At 63.1% G+C, this 16,024-nt stretch carries 16 protein-coding genes; 8 read left to right on the forward strand and 8 right to left on the reverse strand.

The window, feature by feature from the left end; genetic code table 11:
• Nucleotides 1-76: 76 nt before the first annotated feature.
• The gene (locus IRI77_RS23170; RefSeq protein WP_194447382.1) at nt 77-1,489 is read right to left on the reverse strand and encodes an aspartate kinase; all 1,413 of its coding nucleotides are present in this window, start codon (nt 1,487-1,489) and stop codon (nt 77-79) included.
• Nucleotides 1,486-2,172: a (d)CMP kinase gene (gene cmk / locus IRI77_RS23175; RefSeq protein ID WP_194447383.1), complete on the reverse strand. Its 687-nt coding sequence runs from the start codon at nt 2,170-2,172 to the stop codon at nt 1,486-1,488. Before cmk ends, IRI77_RS23170 begins: the two co-directional genes overlap by 4 nt.
• Nucleotides 2,173-2,230: 58 nt before the next feature.
• Between cmk and IRI77_RS23180 the strand changes: the two genes are divergently transcribed.
• Nucleotides 2,231-2,578 (forward strand): hypothetical protein, encoded by a 348-nt coding sequence (locus IRI77_RS23180; protein ID WP_194447384.1) that lies wholly within the window; start codon nt 2,231-2,233, stop codon nt 2,576-2,578.
• Nucleotides 2,579-2,602: 24 nt separating this feature from the next.
• On the opposite strand, the gene IRI77_RS23185 is transcribed toward IRI77_RS23180, so the two are convergent.
• Nucleotides 2,603-2,977, reverse strand: a complete 375-nt coding sequence (locus IRI77_RS23185) for a (2Fe-2S) ferredoxin domain-containing protein (RefSeq protein ID WP_194447385.1) — start codon at nt 2,975-2,977, stop codon at nt 2,603-2,605.
• Nucleotides 2,978-2,987: 10 nt separating this feature from the next.
• A complete protein-coding gene (locus tag IRI77_RS23190; protein ID WP_194447386.1) occupies nt 2,988-4,202 on the reverse strand; it encodes an anaerobic sulfatase maturase in 1,215 nt (404 codons plus the stop codon).
• A gap of 19 nt (nt 4,203-4,221) precedes the next feature.
• Between IRI77_RS23190 and IRI77_RS23195 the strand changes: the two genes are divergently transcribed.
• Nucleotides 4,222-4,941 (forward strand): DNA alkylation repair protein, encoded by a 720-nt coding sequence (locus tag IRI77_RS23195; protein ID WP_194447387.1) that lies wholly within the window; start codon nt 4,222-4,224, stop codon nt 4,939-4,941.
• Here IRI77_RS23195 and IRI77_RS23200 read toward each other — a convergent pair.
• On the reverse strand, nt 4,871-7,291 hold the full coding sequence (locus IRI77_RS23200; protein WP_228486849.1) for a response regulator: 2,421 nt from the start codon (nt 7,289-7,291) through the stop codon (nt 4,871-4,873). The two genes, IRI77_RS23195 and IRI77_RS23200, sit on opposite strands and share 71 nt — an antisense overlap.
• 184 nt (nt 7,292-7,475) lie before the next feature.
• Nucleotides 7,476-8,690: a Gfo/Idh/MocA family protein gene (locus IRI77_RS23205; protein WP_194447389.1), complete on the reverse strand. Its 1,215-nt coding sequence runs from the start codon at nt 8,688-8,690 to the stop codon at nt 7,476-7,478.
• 207 nt (nt 8,691-8,897) lie between these two features.
• Between IRI77_RS23205 and IRI77_RS23210 the strand changes: the two genes are divergently transcribed.
• Nucleotides 8,898-10,325: a sialate O-acetylesterase gene (locus IRI77_RS23210; RefSeq protein ID WP_194447390.1), complete on the forward strand. Its 1,428-nt coding sequence runs from the start codon at nt 8,898-8,900 to the stop codon at nt 10,323-10,325.
• On the opposite strand, the gene IRI77_RS23215 is transcribed toward IRI77_RS23210, so the two are convergent.
• Nucleotides 10,317-10,973, reverse strand: a complete 657-nt coding sequence (locus IRI77_RS23215; RefSeq protein ID WP_194447391.1) for a ribulose-phosphate 3-epimerase — start codon at nt 10,971-10,973, stop codon at nt 10,317-10,319. The two genes, IRI77_RS23210 and IRI77_RS23215, sit on opposite strands and share 9 nt — an antisense overlap.
• Nucleotides 10,974-11,098: 125 nt before the next feature.
• Between IRI77_RS23215 and IRI77_RS23220 the strand changes: the two genes are divergently transcribed.
• The 5 genes from IRI77_RS23220 (at nt 11,099) to IRI77_RS23240 (ending at nt 14,274) form a co-directional block, all read left to right on the forward strand.
• Nucleotides 11,099-11,920, forward strand: a complete 822-nt coding sequence (locus IRI77_RS23220; protein ID WP_194447392.1) for a peptidylprolyl isomerase — start codon at nt 11,099-11,101, stop codon at nt 11,918-11,920.
• 65 nt (nt 11,921-11,985) lie between these two features.
• Nucleotides 11,986-12,459: a hypothetical protein gene (locus tag IRI77_RS23225; RefSeq protein WP_194447393.1), complete on the forward strand. Its 474-nt coding sequence runs from the start codon at nt 11,986-11,988 to the stop codon at nt 12,457-12,459.
• Nucleotides 12,460-12,489: 30 nt separating this feature from the next.
• Nucleotides 12,490-13,026, forward strand: coding sequence for a TlpA disulfide reductase family protein (locus tag IRI77_RS23230; RefSeq protein ID WP_194447394.1), 537 nt, complete (start codon nt 12,490-12,492; stop codon nt 13,024-13,026).
• The gene (locus IRI77_RS23235) at nt 13,010-13,480 is read left to right on the forward strand and encodes a protein-disulfide reductase DsbD domain-containing protein (protein ID WP_194447395.1); all 471 of its coding nucleotides are present in this window, start codon (nt 13,010-13,012) and stop codon (nt 13,478-13,480) included. Before IRI77_RS23230 ends, IRI77_RS23235 begins: the two co-directional genes overlap by 17 nt.
• Entirely contained in the window at nt 13,477-14,274 is a 798-nt protein-coding gene (locus IRI77_RS23240) for a glycosyltransferase family 9 protein (protein ID WP_194447396.1), read from the forward strand. The genes IRI77_RS23235 and IRI77_RS23240 overlap by 4 nt, the downstream gene beginning before the upstream one ends.
• Here the strand turns inward: IRI77_RS23240 and IRI77_RS23245 are convergent.
• Entirely contained in the window at nt 14,243-16,012 is a 1,770-nt protein-coding gene (locus IRI77_RS23245; RefSeq protein ID WP_194447397.1) for an ArnT family glycosyltransferase, read from the reverse strand. The two genes, IRI77_RS23240 and IRI77_RS23245, sit on opposite strands and share 32 nt — an antisense overlap.
• Nucleotides 16,013-16,024 lie beyond the last annotated feature (12 nt).

Here is a 16,024-nt window from a genome sequence, read left to right on the forward strand (position 1 = left end):
AAGAAACTCCTAGCTGAAGCGAAACTACTATTATAAACCCGCCGGCGCGCCCGAAAAATGGGGGCCGGATGCGCTGCTAATTACCCAGGCCGCATTCGGCGTGGACGGCCCGGACAGCCTTCTCGATGCCGTCCTTGCGGACTACGATGCCGATGGTGAGTTCCGAGGAACCCTGGGCGATGGCGATAATGTTGACCATCTCACGGGAGATGGCCGTGAAAATCCGGCCGGCCAAACCCGGGTGGCCCTTCATGCCCTCGCCGACGATGGCGAGCAGGCCGACATCGAGTTCGACGTCGATGGGATTCAGGTAGCCGTGGGTGAGCTCAATAGAAAAGGTCGCCTCCAGGCGTTCAATGACGGCGGGCAACTCTGCCGTGCGGATGAGGAAGCAGAAGTTCTGACGATAGCTGGAGCTGGTCAGGGCCAGCACCTCGGCGTTGGCGGCGGCGAGGGCCTCGAGCGAGCGGGCCATGATCTTGGTGCCGCTGAGCAGGGCGCTGGCCGGATCGAGCGTCACCAGGGCGACATTCGTCATGGAGGTGACGGCGCGCGGCCCGATGGGGCCTTCCCTGGTTTCGGGGACGATGCGGGTACCGGGGGCGGTGAGATTGAAGCTGTTCTTGCTCCAGACGGGGATATCCTTCTCCATCAGGGGCACCAGGGTGCGGGGGTGGAGAACTTTGGCGCCGTTGTAGGCGAGTTCGGCCGCTTCGCGGTAAGTGATCTCGTCGAGGACCTTAGCGTTGGGCACGAGGCGCGGGTCGGCGGACATGATGCCGTCGACGTCGCTCCAGATCCAAAGTTCGGAGGCATCCAGGACGGAAGCGAGGATGGAGGCGGAGAAATCGCTGCCGCCGCGGCCCAGGGTGGTGGCGCGGCCGTCCATCGTGGCTCCGTTAAAGCCGGTGATTACAGGCAGTTTCCGCTGTTCCAGGGCCGGCTTGAGCTGATTGACGGCCTTTTCGCGGGTCTGGTCCATCAGCGGGCTGGCATTGCCGAATACGGCATCGGTGACGACGAGGTCGCGGGCGTTGACAGCGAAGGCTTCCACCCCGCGGCTCTTCATGTAGGCGGCAATCAAGGTGGACGAGAGCCGTTCACCCACGGCGATGGCTTCGTCGACGGAGCGCGGCGGGCGCTCACCCAGCATCAGGACGCCGCGCGCGATGCGCGAGAACTCCAAGAGGATACTGTCGAGAAGGGCCTGGGTGGCATTGCGGGCGGGCAGGTCCGGCAGAAGGTCCGCGCAGCAGTCGCGATGCTTGTGGTCGAGGGCGGCCAGGTTGGCGTCGACGCCGCGCTCATCGCCGCCTTCGGCGTGGCGCAGGGTTTCCAGCAGCATGTCGGTGACTTTCGACATGGCGGAGACAACGACGACGGTGGGCCGGTGGCTGTGAGCGTCCTCACAGAGCGCGGCGGCCGATTTGATCCGCTCGGCGGTGCCCATGCTGGTGCCGCCGAACTTCATCACGAGCAAATTCTTCAACGATGAACTTCCTTTCCATTGCTGGTGCGTTCGCGCACGATGCGCAGCAGCGCCTCCTCCACCTGGCCGGCGTCCATGTGGCTGGAGTCGAGGTAGGTGGCGTCGGGGGCCTGCCGCAGAGGAGAGTCGGGGCGGGTGGAGTCGCGCTCATCCCGTTGTTTCATTTCGCGCAGGACTTCGTCGAAGTCGGCCGGGAGACCGCGTCCCTGGAGATCGGCGACACGGCGCTGCGCGCGCACCTCGGGGGTGGCGTCGAGGAAAACCTTCACCTCTGCATTGGGAAAGACGACGGTGCCGATGTCGCGGCCTTCCATGACAGCGGAGTGGATCTCGCCCATTTCCTGCTGTTTAGCGACCAGGGCACGGCGCACGCCGGAGACGGCGGAGACGATGGAAGCGCCCTGGGAGATCTCGGGCTCGCGGATGGCGGCGCTGACGTCCTCGCCGTTCAGCAGGACGCGGCCGTCATGCTCCAGGCGGATCACCGCTTCGCGGGCAAGTTGCTCCAGGCTCTGGAGGTCGTTCCATTCGACTCCGGTGCGGCGGGCCCAGAGGGCCACGGCACGGTACATGGCTCCGGTGTCGATGTAAATGAAAGAAAGACGGGCGGCCACCCTCTTGGCAAGGGTGCTTTTACCGGCGCCGGCCGGTCCGTCGATGGCTACGATAATGCGTTTCGTCAAGGCTAACACTCCAGTTTATCGCGCTAGACTGGAAATTATGCTGGGAAAGACAGTTTTGATGACTCTGGCGGCCGCGATCTGCCTGTTTGCCGCCAATCCGAAGGTGACTCAGGCGGAGGCCAAGGTGAAAGCGGGCAAGTTCGAGGAAGCGTTCGCGCTGCTCGATCCGCTGTACAAGGCGAACGCCAAGGACGCCGAAGTGAACAAAGCGCTGGCGGATGCGCACTTGAAGTATGCCGACAGCTTCATGAACAACGAGGCCCTGCCGCCGCGGCAGAAGTACCGTCCGGCGCTGAAGCAGTACCGCGAGGTGCTGACCTACGACCCGGCGAACAAGGATGCGAAGGCGAAGATCAACCTGATCGAGGGGATCTACAAGCAGATGGGCATGCCGGTCCCGCAGTAAACGAAACGGCCGGAGAGGCGGGGGCTACTCCTCCGCCTGGGCCAGCGGATCGCGCGCGAAGACAAATTCCTCCACCGGTTGCCCGCCGATCAGGTGCTCCTGAATGATGCGCTCCAGCACCGCCGGCGTGGCGTTACGGTACCAGACTCCCTCCGGATAGACAACGGCGATGGGACCCTGCTCGCAGATCCGCAGGCAGTTCGCCTTGGTGCGATAGATCTCCTTGTGGTTCAACTCCTTGAGCCGGGACTTGAGATAGTCCCACGACTCGAGACCCTGCTCTTTCTCGCAGCACTTGGGATTGCTCTGGTCGGCGCAGAGAAAGATGTGGCGCCGGAGCGAGCCGATGCCGTAGGCGGACGCGAGTTTCTGGAGTTTCTCTTCGGATTCGGAAGGCATGGGTCAGCTTTCAGTATGGACTGATCGAATGCGGCGCCAGCTCCGCGCTGCGCCCCAGTAGTTTCTCCACGTCCTTGCGCAGGGGGCCCACCGCCTTGGTGAAGATCATCTTATAGGCCTGGCAGAAGTAGTCGAGATCCTCAAACTGCTTGTGCATGCCGTGGCGGGTCTTGGGGCAGCCGCCGTGGCAGATGGTTTGGAACTCGCACACCTGGCACTCAGGATGCGCCAGCGTCTTCTTCACCGCGAACGAGTAGCGCTTCTGCCGCCGCGCGAGCTCCGGAAACGAATCCAGATTCACATTGCCTAGCTTCCACGACGACTCGACGAAGAAGTCGCAGGGGTAGACGTCGCCGTTGTACTCCACCACGACATAGCTGTCGCACGTCTCGTGCATCGTGCAACTGCCGGGCTTCTGGCCGGCGATGGCTTCCGCCAGATTGTCGAAGAAGCGCACACGGATCCTGCGGCGCTCGGGCCACCACAGGTCGAAGATCTCGCACATGAACCGCCCGTACTCTTCCGGTGTAATCGTGAACGGAAACGGCTTGCCCTCGGCGTCGAACTCGGCCAGCGGAATGAACTGCATGTAGTCGATGCCCAGCGAGCGGTAGAACTTATAGATCTCGCGCGGCTTGTGCACATTCGACTGGCTCAGCACGCACAGCACGTTGAAATCGACCTTCTCTTTCTGCATCGCCTCGACGCCGCGCATCACGTTTTTCCAGGTGCCATGGCCCGCTTTGTTGAAGCGGTAGAGGTCGTTTACCTCCTCCGGTCCGTCCAGCGAGATGCCGATCAGGAACTTGTACTCGCGGAAGAGCTGGCCCCAATCCTTGTCGAGCAGGACGCCGTTGGTCTGCAGGGCATTCGAAACGGACTGCCCATTGCGGCCATGCCGTTGCTGCAGGTCTACCAGCTTCTGGAAGAACGGCAGTCCGGCAAGTGTCGGTTCACCGCCCTGGAATGCGAAGGTCGAGGCCGGGTAGGAGTAGAACAGGTAGTTGTCCACCAGCCGCTCCAGCGTATCGTTGGTCATCAGCCGCGCCGGCAGTTCCTTGTAGGGATCGGCATCGCGGTCGAGATAGAAGCAGTAGGAGCAGTCGAGGTTGCAGACGGCCGAGGCCGGTTTGATGAGCAGCGAAGTGATACGCGGTGCCTGGCCCTGGATGGACGCGGTCGAATAGCTGTCGTTGACGATCGCAAAGGGATTCCCAGGCGTCATATGCTCGGAGTGTATCACTATGACCCCGGACGGCCTGTCAGCCCACATTCATGAGCGGATGCTTGCCTTGGCGGACGCCGGGTTCGCCGCCGGCCAGCGCCGCTTTTTCCAGCATGAAGTGGACACCTATGGTGTACGGACCCAACATCTGAACGGCCTTGTCCGTGAGGTGTACGCCGAGGTCAAAGCGTGGCCGCTGGCTGACCGCAATGCGTTGATGAAGCGCCTGTGGGAGACCGGGAAGCTGGAGTCCGGAACCCTCGCCTGCCACGTCTACCGCCGTTTCGCCCGGCAGTGCACGTCCTGCGAGTTCCAACTGTTCGAGCGCTGGCTCGACCGCTATGTTCACAACTGGGCCCACACCGACGGTGTGGCGTCCTGGCTGCTGGCCGCCTGCATCGAGAACGTACCCGAGTTGCGCTTTTCACTCAAGCCCTGGACGGCTGCCCCCAACCGTTGGAAACGCCGCGCCTCGGCGGTGGCCCTGCTGCAGGAGGCCAAGGCCGGCCGCCATGCGGACTACATCTTCGAAATCGCCCGCCTGCTGCTGCCGGATCGCGACGACATGGTGGAAAAAGGGGTGGGCTGGCTGCTGAAAGAGGCCTATCCCCAGCGTCCGCTGGAGACGCACGCCTTCCTGCTGGAGAACCGTGACCTCGCGACGCGCCTCACACTGCGCTATGCGGCGGAGAAGATGACGCCGGAACACCGGCAATCGCTGCTCGCATCTCATCGATGAGCGCGTCGATGGTGAAGGGCTTGGGGATGAACCGTCCGGGCAGCGACTCGATTCGTGTCTCGTGGCTGTAGCCCGACATGAACAGCACCGGGATCTCCGGGTTGATGGCACGCATCTGTCTCACCATGTCGACACCCGTCATGCGCGGCATGACGACGTCCGTGACGACAAGATCGAAGGTACGGCCGGCAAAAAGCTCCAGGGCTTCGGCGCCCGACCCGGCCGGCTGCACCTGAAATCCGGACCGGTCCAGCGCGGTAGCCAGAAACTCCCGCACCGCCTGCTCGTCCTCCACCAGCAGGATCCGCGCTCCGGTGCCGGCCTCGGCTGGAGCTGTCTCTGCCTGCCCGGCCGGACTGGCGACGCCGGTGCGGGCGGGAAAGTGGATCAAAAACTGGGTGCCCTGCCCGGGTTCGCTATGCACCTCGATCGCGCCCTGGTTCTGCCGCACGATGCCATACACCGTCGCCAACCCCAGCCCGGTGCCGCGCCCGGTCTCTTTCGTGGTGAAGAAGGGCTCGAAGATCTTCGGCAGGAGATCGTTGGCAATCCCCGCTCCGGAATCGCGGAACTCCAGAGTCACGTGCGGACCCGGCAGCAGCCCCGTCAGGTCACCGGTGTGGCCGCTTTCGATCCGGGAGATGTATGTCCGGAGCGCGATCCGGCCGCCGCCCGGCATGGCGTCCTTGGCGTTTGCCGCCAGATTCACGAGAATCTGTGAGATCTGGCTGGGATCGGCCAGGATCACCGGCAGTTGGGCGGCTGGTTGAAAAGTCACCTCAATACGCGCCCCCAGCAGGGGCGGCAGCAGTTGCAGGGTCTCGCGGATCTCCAGGTTGAGATCCAACAGCCGGGGCTGTGTAATCTGCCTCCGGCTGAAGGTGAGCAATTGGCGCGTGAGCTCCGCTGCCCGTTCGGCGGCTTTCTTCACTTGCTCCAGCGAAGACGTGGGCGACTGCCCGCGGCCCGCCTGATTGCGGGCAATCTCGTTGAATCCGAGAATCGCGGTGAGCAGGTTGTTGAAGTCGTGCGCCACGCCGCCCGCCAGGCGGCCGACGGCTTCCATCTTGCTGGTCTGGCGGATCTGCTCTTCCATCTCCTTGCGCTGCCGGATGTCCTCCAGCAGCACGATGCAGTAATCCGGCGAACCGTCCGGCGTCAGCGCGATGGAGATGCGGGCCCGCGCCCAAACCGCATCGCCGCTCTTGGCTACAAAGGCGCGTTCAAAGTCGTGGTGGCGGGCCTCGCCGATCACCAGGTCGAACGCCCGCTGCCGGGCGACGGCATGCTCTTTCGGGTCTACAATGTCGAGATAGTTCATCCCGCGCAACTCTTCCCACGCATAGCCGAAGATCTCGCAGAACTGGTTGTTGGCGAGAATGAAAGCGCCGGTGGTTGAGACGTGGGCTATGCCCAGGGGCGCCTCGGCAAAGGTGGTGCGGAAGCGCCGCTCCACTTCGTCCACTTCGCGCACCCGGCGGCTGGCCTCGTGTTGGAGATCGCGATTCCACTTCCAGGCCAGGACAATGCCGCCTCCGCAGAGCGCCAGGATCAGCGACATCGTCACGCGGCTCATCAGCGTCCACAACATGCTCAACACCAGCAGGTTGCGGCCAATGCGTTCGGCGGAACCGGAGTGGAATGTGGCTTCCAGCCGGTGCCACATCATGTCGGTGACTCCGAACATGATCACGGCAAGGATGACGGCGCCGGCCAGCACTCCGGCGAAGACGGTGCGGGCGGAAACCGGCGCCTGGTTCAGCAACCCGAAATTGCGCTGCTTCCAGCGTTCCACCGCGGGGGAACAGAGATGCAGGATCACCGCGGCGGCGGCCGCGTCCACCAACGCGCCCAGCCACCAAGCTTCCCATTGGGCCAGCGTTACCTGCGCCTGCGCATCGCTCATCTGGCTGAGGAAGAACGAACCGGAGGAAGCGACCAGAGTACAGAGCAGCGCGCTCATAAAGTAGCCCAGGCGCGCCGCTGCATTGCGGAACTGGTAAGGGAGGCCCGAAAGCCGGTAGACAATGGCCAGGATTGTCAGCGCTGATGCGTCAACGAGACTGAACGGCGCCAGCCAGCGTAGGGGGACATGCACAGCCACGCCAATGCCCAGACACGCCGCAATCACCGGCAGCAGGGCATACTCCAGCCCGAACCAGAACATCAGGACAATGCCCGCCGCGAAGGGGGGGAAGATCGCGATGCGCCAGTCGCCCACAGCCACCCGGTTGAGTGGCATCGAGACCGAGGAAAAGCCGTACAACCAGCTCAATCCGGTGAAGCCCACGCATCCGGCCAGCAACAGCAGGGCGGGCCGCTGGCGCCACAGACCGCACTGAAACAGCATCCACACGGGAATGGGCGCCCAACTCCCGTGGGCCGCAGGATCCGGTCTACTGGCGGACGCTGGCTCAGAATGACGCACAACGATTTAATCGGCTGCTTCGAAGGATTCTGCACACCGGGGCGCAAGATAAGCGCCCCGGTGTGCCGTTCGGATTATGATACCCGAAGCTGCCGGTTTCCGTTGCTTAGAGTGGAAGTATCTCTTCCCGCAACGGATCGAAGTTCAGCCGCCGCTTCTGCACATAGCTGATGTTGCCCAGGTGCGAAGCCATGGCCGAGCGGTGGCCCGTGTAGACATCGCAGTTCGGCCGCTGCCGGGTCTTGCAGCACTCCAGGAAGTTCTTGACGTGGTCGAGCGTGAAATCGTAGTTCGGCCCCATCACTTCCACCGGCTTCGCCCCGCGCTCCGCACTGGTGTACTCATACCGCCGCCGGTCGATGTAGAGCTTGCCCTTGGTGCCGCAGAATTCGATGCCCTCGCCGCGAATGCCGGGCGCCAGGGTGGCTTCGAACGTCGCCGTGAACTCGTTGCCGTACTCCAGCAGGACGTTGATGGTATCCGGAGCCGTGCGGCCGTCCTTGTAGCAGTAGACGCCGCCCGCGGCCACGCCGGAGGTGGGCGAGTCTGTGCCCATGAACATGTGCACCACGTCGATCCAGTGGGTCATCAGGTCGGTCACCTGGCCGCCGCCGAAGTCGAGGTACGCGCGCCAGTTCCAGAACTGTTGCGGATCCCAGTCGCGCCATTTCACTGGACCCAGGAAGCGAGCCCAATCCAGGTTCGACGGCAGGGTCGCCAGCGACGGCGGAGCCTTCCGCAGGTGGTAGCCGTTGCCGTGCCACCAGGTACGGACCAGCGAGATCTTGCCCAGCACGCCCTCGTCGATATACTTCTTCTTCGCCTCGATGTAGTGCGCGCCGGAGCGCTGCTGCAGGCCGACCTGGCACACGCGGTTGTTCACGCGCGCGGCCTTCACGATCAGCGGACCTTCCTCCATCCGCAGCGTCAGCGGCTTCTCGACGTAGACGTCCTTACCCGCGTTCAGCGCGTCGATGGCCACAGTGGAGTGCCAGTGGTCTGGGGTGGCGATCAGAACTGCGTCGATGCCCTTCTCTTCCAGCAACTGGCGGTGGTCCTTGAAGCCCTTCGCGCCCGGCGCCATCTTCTGCGCGCGGTCGATCATTTCGGCGTAAACATCACACGCCGCCACGAGATTGGTGTCGCCGGTCTTCAGGAAGTTGCCCATCACGCCGCGGCCGCGTTCGCCGGCGCCGATGAGGCCCATGTTGATCTTGTCGTTGGCGCCCAGGATCCGGGAATAGGAGAGAGCCGACCAGGCAATGGCGGCCTGACCGGCGGAGCGCAAGAACGCTCGCCGCGCGTGAGTCTGACTTGGCATGCAGGAATTATATCCCCGCCGCGCCCTTTCCGGCGGACCGATCTGCGGGTTTGTTCACGCAGATTTGTAATCGGTTCACGGAAACGGCGGCCCCGCGTTGCTGCGCATTCCCATGGCGTTCAGGGCACCGACGAAAGATACTCGCCGGGGCGGTGGACCGCTCACGCCCGGCCCACTCCGATACAATCATCCTTCGGAGAATTCCCTATGCGTATCCTGCTGTCCTGTTTACTGCTGGCCCTGCCCCTGGCCGCGCAAACCCTCCAGATCACGAAAGGAGCCGCCGAATACCAGGTCTACCAGCGCGGACCCGGCAACACCGCCACCATCCGCGTGGAAGGCTCCGCCCAGGGCGCCGCCGGCAAAGCCGTGGAAGCCCGCCTGGTCGCGGCCGGCCTGCCCGCCAAAGACCTCGACTGGAAACCCGCCGGCAAGGCCACCGCCACCGGTTTCACGGTCGAACTCGCGAACGTCCCCACCGGCGGCCCCTATCGCCTGGAACTGCGTGTTGGCGGCGGACCCGTCACCGCCGTTTCCAACCTGCTAGTGGGCGACCTCTGGCTGCTGGCCGGCCAATCCAACATGGAAGGCGTCGGCAACCTCGAGAACACACCGCTGCCCAGCGCCCAGGTCAACTCCCTGGATATGACCGACATCTGGGTGACCGCCACGGATCCGCTGCATCGCCTGCCCGACTCGAACGACCGTGTTCACTGGCGGGTCAACGCCCAGAAGCAGCCCGAAAAGCTGGAGGGCGAAGCGCTGGCGAAGTGGATCGCGAACCGCAAGAAGGGCGCCGGCCCGGGCCTGCCGTTCGCGCTGGAGATGGTCCGCCGGACCGGAGTGCCCATCGGCCTGATCCCCTGCGCCCACGGCGGAACGTCCATGGAGCAGTGGAACCCTGCCCTCAAGGACAAGGGCGGCGACTCCCTCTACGGCGGCATGGTGCGCCGCTTCCAGTTGGCCGGCGGCAAGATCAAGGGCCTGCTGTGGTACCAGGGCGAATCCGATGCGTCGCCCACGGCCGCGCCGCTCTTCGAAACGAAGTTCACCAACCTGATCACTGCCATCCGCAAGGACTTCAACCAGCCTGACTTGCCGTTCTACTACGTCCAGATTGGCCGCCACACCAACCTGACCAATCAGAATGAGTGGAACCAGATCCAGGACCTGCAGCTCAAGATCGAGTCGAAGATCCCGAACGTCGGCATGGTCACCTGCGTCGACTGCGAACTGGACGACGGCATCCACGTCGGCACGTCGGACCAGCCGCTGCTGGGCCACCGCCTGGCCAACCTGGCCACCGGCGAAACCCGCAAGGGCCCCCGGCCTGTCTCGGCGCGGGCCAAGGACGGCATCATCCGGGTCGACTTCGCGGAAGTGAACGGCCGCCTGAAGCATGCCGGCCGCCTCTATGGTTTCAGCGTGCATGACGCCAGCGGCGCCTTCATTCCAGCCATTTACAGGCAGCGCGTCAGCGCCGACGATCCCAATGTGGTGGAGTTGCTCTTCGGCGGCAAGCTGCCGGAGGGAGCGACGCTGCGTTATGGACTGGGCCGCGATCCTTACGTCAACCTGCGGGACGAAGCGGGCATGGCCGCCCCGGCCTTTGGCCCGATGCCGATCTCACAGTGATTTGAGCCACTTAGCGGCGGCCGCCAGGTCCGCCGACTTACAGATCAGGGATCCGGGGACGAGCCCATCGGCTCCGGACGCCCGCAGCAAAGGAGCCGTCTCCTGACGAATGCCCCCATCGGCTACCAGCCGGATGGGGGTTTCGTCGATCAGGGACTTCATCGCCGTCACGCGGTCGCACGCCCGCTCGTCCAGCCCGCAGCCCTTCACACCCATCGCCGTCCCCATCAGGACGACGGTATCGACCTTTGTTTTGAATGGCCTGACGAGCTCGACGGGGGTATCCAGCTCGAACGAGATGCCGGCGGACTTGCCCCGCGACTGCACCCGCTCCAGCACCTGCCAGACGCGCTTACCAATCTCGATGGGAACGGTCACCTGGTCCACGCCGGCTTCCAGAAAGGCGTCCAGCAGGTCCATGGGCCGGGTGGCCATCAGGTGCAGGTGGAAGGGGACCCGGGTCAGTTCGCGGAGCCGGGCCACCAAGTCTGGGAAGAATAGCAGGCAAGAGGCGTAGTGCCCGTCGCAAGCGTCCAGGTGGAAGGAGTCCGCAAATGGCTCCAAACGGGCAATTTCCTGCTGTAGGTTGGCCAGGTCCGCTGACCACAGCGAGACATCCAGCCAAAGCTTCTCTGTCAAAGACCCCATGCTACATTCAAAGTATCACGATGAAGTGTTTGCCCCTCTTTGCCACGATTTTCTGCGGTGTTCTGTTCGCTCAAGCCCCTCCCGCCGAACCGAAACCCGCTGCCCCCGCTGAAGCTGCCCCATCTTTGAAAGATGACAATGTGGTTGTCGTCATCGAGGGCAAGGAGTGGAAACGATCTGATCTGGAAATGCTCATCCGGGCGATGCGGGACACCAGTATTCCCCAGCAGTTTTACGGTGACAAGCGTGGGTTTCTGCAGGTCTTCGCAAGGATGGTGAGCCTCGCCAATGAGGCCGAGAAGCAGGGTTTGGACAAAGTGGATCCCCACAAGTGGCGGTTGATGTACAACCGGGACCTCTACCTGGCGCAGATCTACCTTGCTGCCAAGCAGAACACCATCCAGGTGCTGCCGGACGAGCAGAAGGCTTATTACGAAGCCCACAGGGCGGACTATTCGAAAGCCAAAGTGAAGGTCATCTACCTCGCTTTCAACGATACGCCCATGGCTTCGGCCGACCCGAAGGCAAAGAAGCCGAAAACCAGCGCAGAGGCGCAGAAGTTGGCGAATCAGGTGATACAATTAGCTCGCGGCGGGACGGATTTCGGGCAGTTGGTACAGAAATACTCTGACGACGCCGATTCCAAGGCCAAGAACGGCGAGTTCCCGGTGATCCAACCGGGGGACAATTCTTTGCCGACCCAGATCAAGTCTGCGGTTTTCGCCCTCAAGCCGGGCCAGGTTTCCGATGCTGTACGCCAGACCGGTGGGTTCTGGATCTTTCGTCTGGAAGAGTTTGTCACCTCGTCCTTCGATGAAGTACGCGACGACATCTACCTGACGATTCAAAAGGAGCGTTTTCAGCAGTGGATGGACGGCAAGCAGAAGAGCCTCGACGTCCAGTTCAAAGACGACAAGTACTTGGACTACAAGTCTCCGATCGAGTAGCCAAACAACTGTTGCGTCTCCCTCACTTTGAGGGCAAGCCTGTCAACATTACCTGGCAGCATGGGTTGAGAGCCTACCGAGGCCGCCTTCATTCAGGGGAAGGCCCTGGCGAGCAGGTTCATGCCGCCAGTTTTCTGCGCAAGCGGGAATTGGTTCTCGATACTTCCCTCAAGCACGACTCCATTGAACTGGCTCGAATTCTGACACACGAGATCTTTCACTTCGTCTGGTGGCGGCTAGGCAATCGCACCCGATTGGAGTGGCAGGCGCTCATTGAAGAGGAGTTCGCACGCGGAGCCATGGGTGAACTCGGCTGGTCGGCCGAGGCCCGGAAGAAGTGCTTGAGCGTCGAGGACCGCCACGACCGGACACGGATCTGGCGCGACTACATTTGTGAGAGCTTCTGCGACACCGCCGCCTGGATCTATAGCGGAGTGAGTGAGCATGAGGAGTTTACACTGAAGCCCCGCTTCCGAACCATCCGGCGCGACTGGTTTGATCAACTTACCAGACACCACGGCGGCGCGCTGCGCATCTAGTTGGTAGAATCGCCGTTAGGACCCTACTGAATGACATCTTCCTGGAAGCGAAGCGCCGCCACGCTCGCAGTTTTCGTGATTACGTTGGCGGGTTGCGCTTCCCAAGCTCAAAAGGGCCTGGAAAAGCCGCCTAGTTCCAAACCGGCCAGCACCCGCAACGCCGCTCCGAACTTCACCCTGAAAGACGTTGACGGCAAACCGGTCTCCCTCGCCGACTACAAGGGGAAGGTGGTGCTGCTGAATTTCTGGGCCACCTGGTGCGGCCCCTGCAAGATCGAGATTCCGTGGTTCATCGAGTTCCAGAAAACCTATAAAGACAAAGGTTTTACGGTGATTGGCGTGGCCCTGGACGACGAAGGCTGGGAAGCGGTCAAGCCCTACATCTCGGATAAGCAGGTGAACTATCCAGTGGTCACCGGCACCACTGCGGTAGAGCAGCTCTATGGCGGCATCGACGCACTGCCAACCACGTTCATCATTGATAAGGAAGGCCGCATTGCCAATACGCATGTGGGCCTGGTGAGCAGAAAAGAGTATGAGAGCGACATCAATGAACTGCTTCAGTAGGATCGCGGGCATCGCGCTCTGCGCCGCCGCAGCATTTGCGCAGGCGCCTTCATCGGGAGTGCTTACCGTCACCGAACCGGCCAAGCTGATCGTGAAGCGGACCGAGAATCCAGCCTTTGAGCTCAAGGTTTCGCTGCGCCCCGGCTATCACGCCAACTCGAATACGCCCACCGAAGAGTACCTGATCCCCTTCAAGCTCACCTGGGAGCCGGGCGCCCTCGAAGTAGCCGAGGTCGTCTATCCCAAGCCGAAACTGGAAAAGTACGATTTCACCGACAAGCCGATCTCGGTCTTTGGGGGCGAGTTCTCGGTCGTCACCAAGTTCAAGCGGGCCGCCAATCCGGCGCTTGGCCCGGGTTACATCACCGGCAAGCTGCGCTATCAGGCCTGCAACGACAAGATGTGCCTGCCGCCCAAGTCCGTCGAGATCAGACTGCCCATCCTGATGCAGTGACCCGCCGGCTGATCCTCCGCCCGGGTGCCATCGGCGACACCCTGGTATCGCTGCCGGCACTGGAATCTCTCCGCACGGACGCCACCGAGCTTTGGGCCCCGTCCGTCAACCTGCCGCTTCTCAGCCACTTGGGCAGCACACAATCGTTGGTTTCAGCCGGTGTCGACGCCCTGCGCCTGAGTCCGGCCACGCTGAACCGCCTGGCCCGATTCGACGACATCGTCTCCTGGTACGGCGCCACCCGTGAGGACTTCCGGGCCCAGGTCCAACACCTTCCCTTCCGCTTCTTCACCGCCCTGCCGCCCACCGGCTCAACCCTGCATGCGGTCGACTACTACCTGGATCAGGCAGGCGCTCCGCTGGGCGCCATCCCCCGATTGCCCATCGACCACAGGCCCGAAGGGTTCGCCGTGATTCACCCCTTCTCCGGTGGACGCTCGAAGAACTGGCCGCTCGCCCGATTCCAGGAGGTCGCCCGCCGGCTGCCGCTGCCCGTGAACTGGTGCGCGGGTCCCGAGGAGACGCTCGACGAGGCCATTCGTTTCAATGATTTAGGCGCCCTGGCCCGGTGGCTCGCCACGGCCAGCCTCTACATTGGCAACGACAGCGGGATCTCGCATCTCGCGGCGGCCTGCGGTGTCCCGGTGGTCGCCGTCTTCGGGCCTACCGATCCCGCCATCTGGGCTCCGCGCGGGCGGCATGTCTGTGTAGCCGCCTGGGACTGGCCGCCGGAACGGGTTGCGGCCGAGGCCTCGGCGCTGCTTACTGCTTCGGCTGGAACCCGATTCCTGTGAGGATCATGCCTAAACGACGGTTGTCGCCTGCCGGGCTGAAATCCTGGTCGATGCTCAGGGTCACGGTCGCCGTGTCACCCGGCGCAGTTAGCGGCCCGGTCTCCAGCGTGTAGCTCTCCGGCTTGGGAAAGGTCTGTTTTGCGACTTCGACTCCATTGAGAGTCATCGTGATGGTCCGCCCTGGCGCGGGGTCGGGAATGTACACCTTGGCCACTAACGGCTGGGGGGTCGGCGGCGGTTTCAGCAGGAACACCGCCCGGCCGCTCATCCAGCGCCACTGCTGGTTTTCCAGGCTGTAGACGCCGCTGACGAACTGGTTCGCGGCGGCCGTGGTCGACATGGGCAGCCAGGACAATTCCGGTTTCTTCTCTACAATCAACGACTTCGTGACGATGTCGACCGGCGCGGAGCTGATGTCGAAGGGCCAGAGTCCAAAGGACACACTGGAATAACCAGATCGCGACCCGAGGCCAACGAGGCGCAGCGGCAGGGTGGGGCGGATCTCCGTCCGCATCTGTTCCACCGCGAGCCCTCCGCCGGTGGTGTACGGAATCTGGTCGGACAACTCGCTGCCGATCACGATGTCGCCTGGCCGCAGGGTTTGCCCCCGCACCACCGCCAACGCCCCTTCGGCTTCCGTATAGAATCGCAGGCCCCATTCGCTATTCACCCACACCCGGTGGTTGGCGGTGTCTTTCATGGCCGCTGCCGCAAACTTCCGGTAACCGTCCCAATGCTGGTAGTTCACCGATGCCAGCCCCAGGCCGAGGGCCAGTTGTAAACCGAAGATGAGCCACAGCAGGCGGGGCTTTCCGGCATAGTAGCGCGCCACCAGAATCGCGAACGGAGCCGCCAGCGGCAGCAGGTAGCGCGCTGACCCGGCAAAGAACAGCACCAGCGCCGCCGCATAGAAGATCGCCACCCAGGCGCTGAGGAACCGGTCGCGGCTGCGCAACAGCGCCCAGAGCCCCAGGGGGGTGAACATCACGGCCAGGTGGCCGGTGAGGGCGATGGCGCTGCGCAGCTTCATCTCGCCGCGCTGTAACTTATATGTCTGAAAATGCTGGCCCAGGACCAGGGCCGGATACTGCCCGCTGGTGATCCGCTCGAAGCCCTGGTAACCCACAAACCCGAGAACCGGCACGGTGAGCAGCCACCAGTTCCTGCGGAGCGTCCCCTGCTGCCAGAAGTAGAGACCCAGGATCGGGATCAGCACCACGGACTGGTACGCCATGATCGAGCACGCCGCCAGGGCCAAGCCGGCGCTCTTCGGGCGGTCGTACACCACCAACGCCACTGTCAGAACCCAGAAGGCGAGGAACGGAAGGTCCGACTCCAGCGAAGTGGAGTTGACCAGGAACGCCGGGACCGCACAGAAGAGTAAGGTAGCCTCCACCGCCCGCTCCGGCACAAACTTCCGCGCCAGCGCGAGCATCGACAGTGCCGCGGTCAAAGCCAGCAGGAAGTAAGCGGCGTGGAATGGCACCTCGCGGATGTCTCCCACGAGAGCGAGGATGCCCCCCAGCAACCACCCGTCGCCGGGCGGATGCGGATGGCCCCGCATGTCCATGGGAATACCCAGGAATACGTATTTCGCGTGATGGGGATGCAGCGGGTCGATCTGCGCGTGTTGCGCCGCGGCCAGGTAGTAATAATCGTCGCCCTGGATCGCCTGATTCCAGAACGGCAGGCTCACCAGCAGGACAAACAGGCAGACGAGGAGTGCTTGCTTCCGCAAGTAATCAGTGTA

The sequence above is a fragment of the Paludibaculum fermentans genome (assembly GCF_015277775.1).
In the GTDB taxonomy this organism is placed as follows: domain Bacteria; phylum Acidobacteriota; class Terriglobia; order Bryobacterales; family Bryobacteraceae; genus Paludibaculum; species Paludibaculum fermentans.

Excerpts from the sequence above, each read along its gene's own strand:
- IRI77_RS23180 (WP_194447384.1), top strand. The coding sequence starts at position 2,231 with ATGACTCTGGCGGCCGCGATCTGCCTGTTTGCCGCCAATCCGAAGGTG.
- IRI77_RS23185 (WP_194447385.1), bottom strand. The coding sequence starts at position 2,977 with ATGCCTTCCGAATCCGAAGAGAAACTCCAGAAACTCGCGTCCGCCTAC.
- IRI77_RS23190 (WP_194447386.1), bottom strand. The coding sequence starts at position 4,202 with ATGACGCCTGGGAATCCCTTTGCGATCGTCAACGACAGCTATTCGACC.
- IRI77_RS23195 (WP_194447387.1), top strand. The coding sequence starts at position 4,222 with ATGACCCCGGACGGCCTGTCAGCCCACATTCATGAGCGGATGCTTGCC.
- IRI77_RS23200 (WP_228486849.1), bottom strand. The coding sequence starts at position 7,291 with ATGCTGTTTCAGTGCGGTCTGTGGCGCCAGCGGCCCGCCCTGCTGTTG.
- IRI77_RS23205 (WP_194447389.1), bottom strand. The coding sequence starts at position 8,690 with ATGCCAAGTCAGACTCACGCGCGGCGAGCGTTCTTGCGCTCCGCCGGT.
- IRI77_RS23210 (WP_194447390.1), top strand. The coding sequence starts at position 8,898 with ATGCGTATCCTGCTGTCCTGTTTACTGCTGGCCCTGCCCCTGGCCGCG.
- IRI77_RS23215 (WP_194447391.1), bottom strand. The coding sequence starts at position 10,973 with ATGGGGTCTTTGACAGAGAAGCTTTGGCTGGATGTCTCGCTGTGGTCA.
- IRI77_RS23230 (WP_194447394.1), top strand. The coding sequence starts at position 12,490 with ATGACATCTTCCTGGAAGCGAAGCGCCGCCACGCTCGCAGTTTTCGTG.
- IRI77_RS23235 (WP_194447395.1), top strand. The coding sequence starts at position 13,010 with ATGAACTGCTTCAGTAGGATCGCGGGCATCGCGCTCTGCGCCGCCGCA.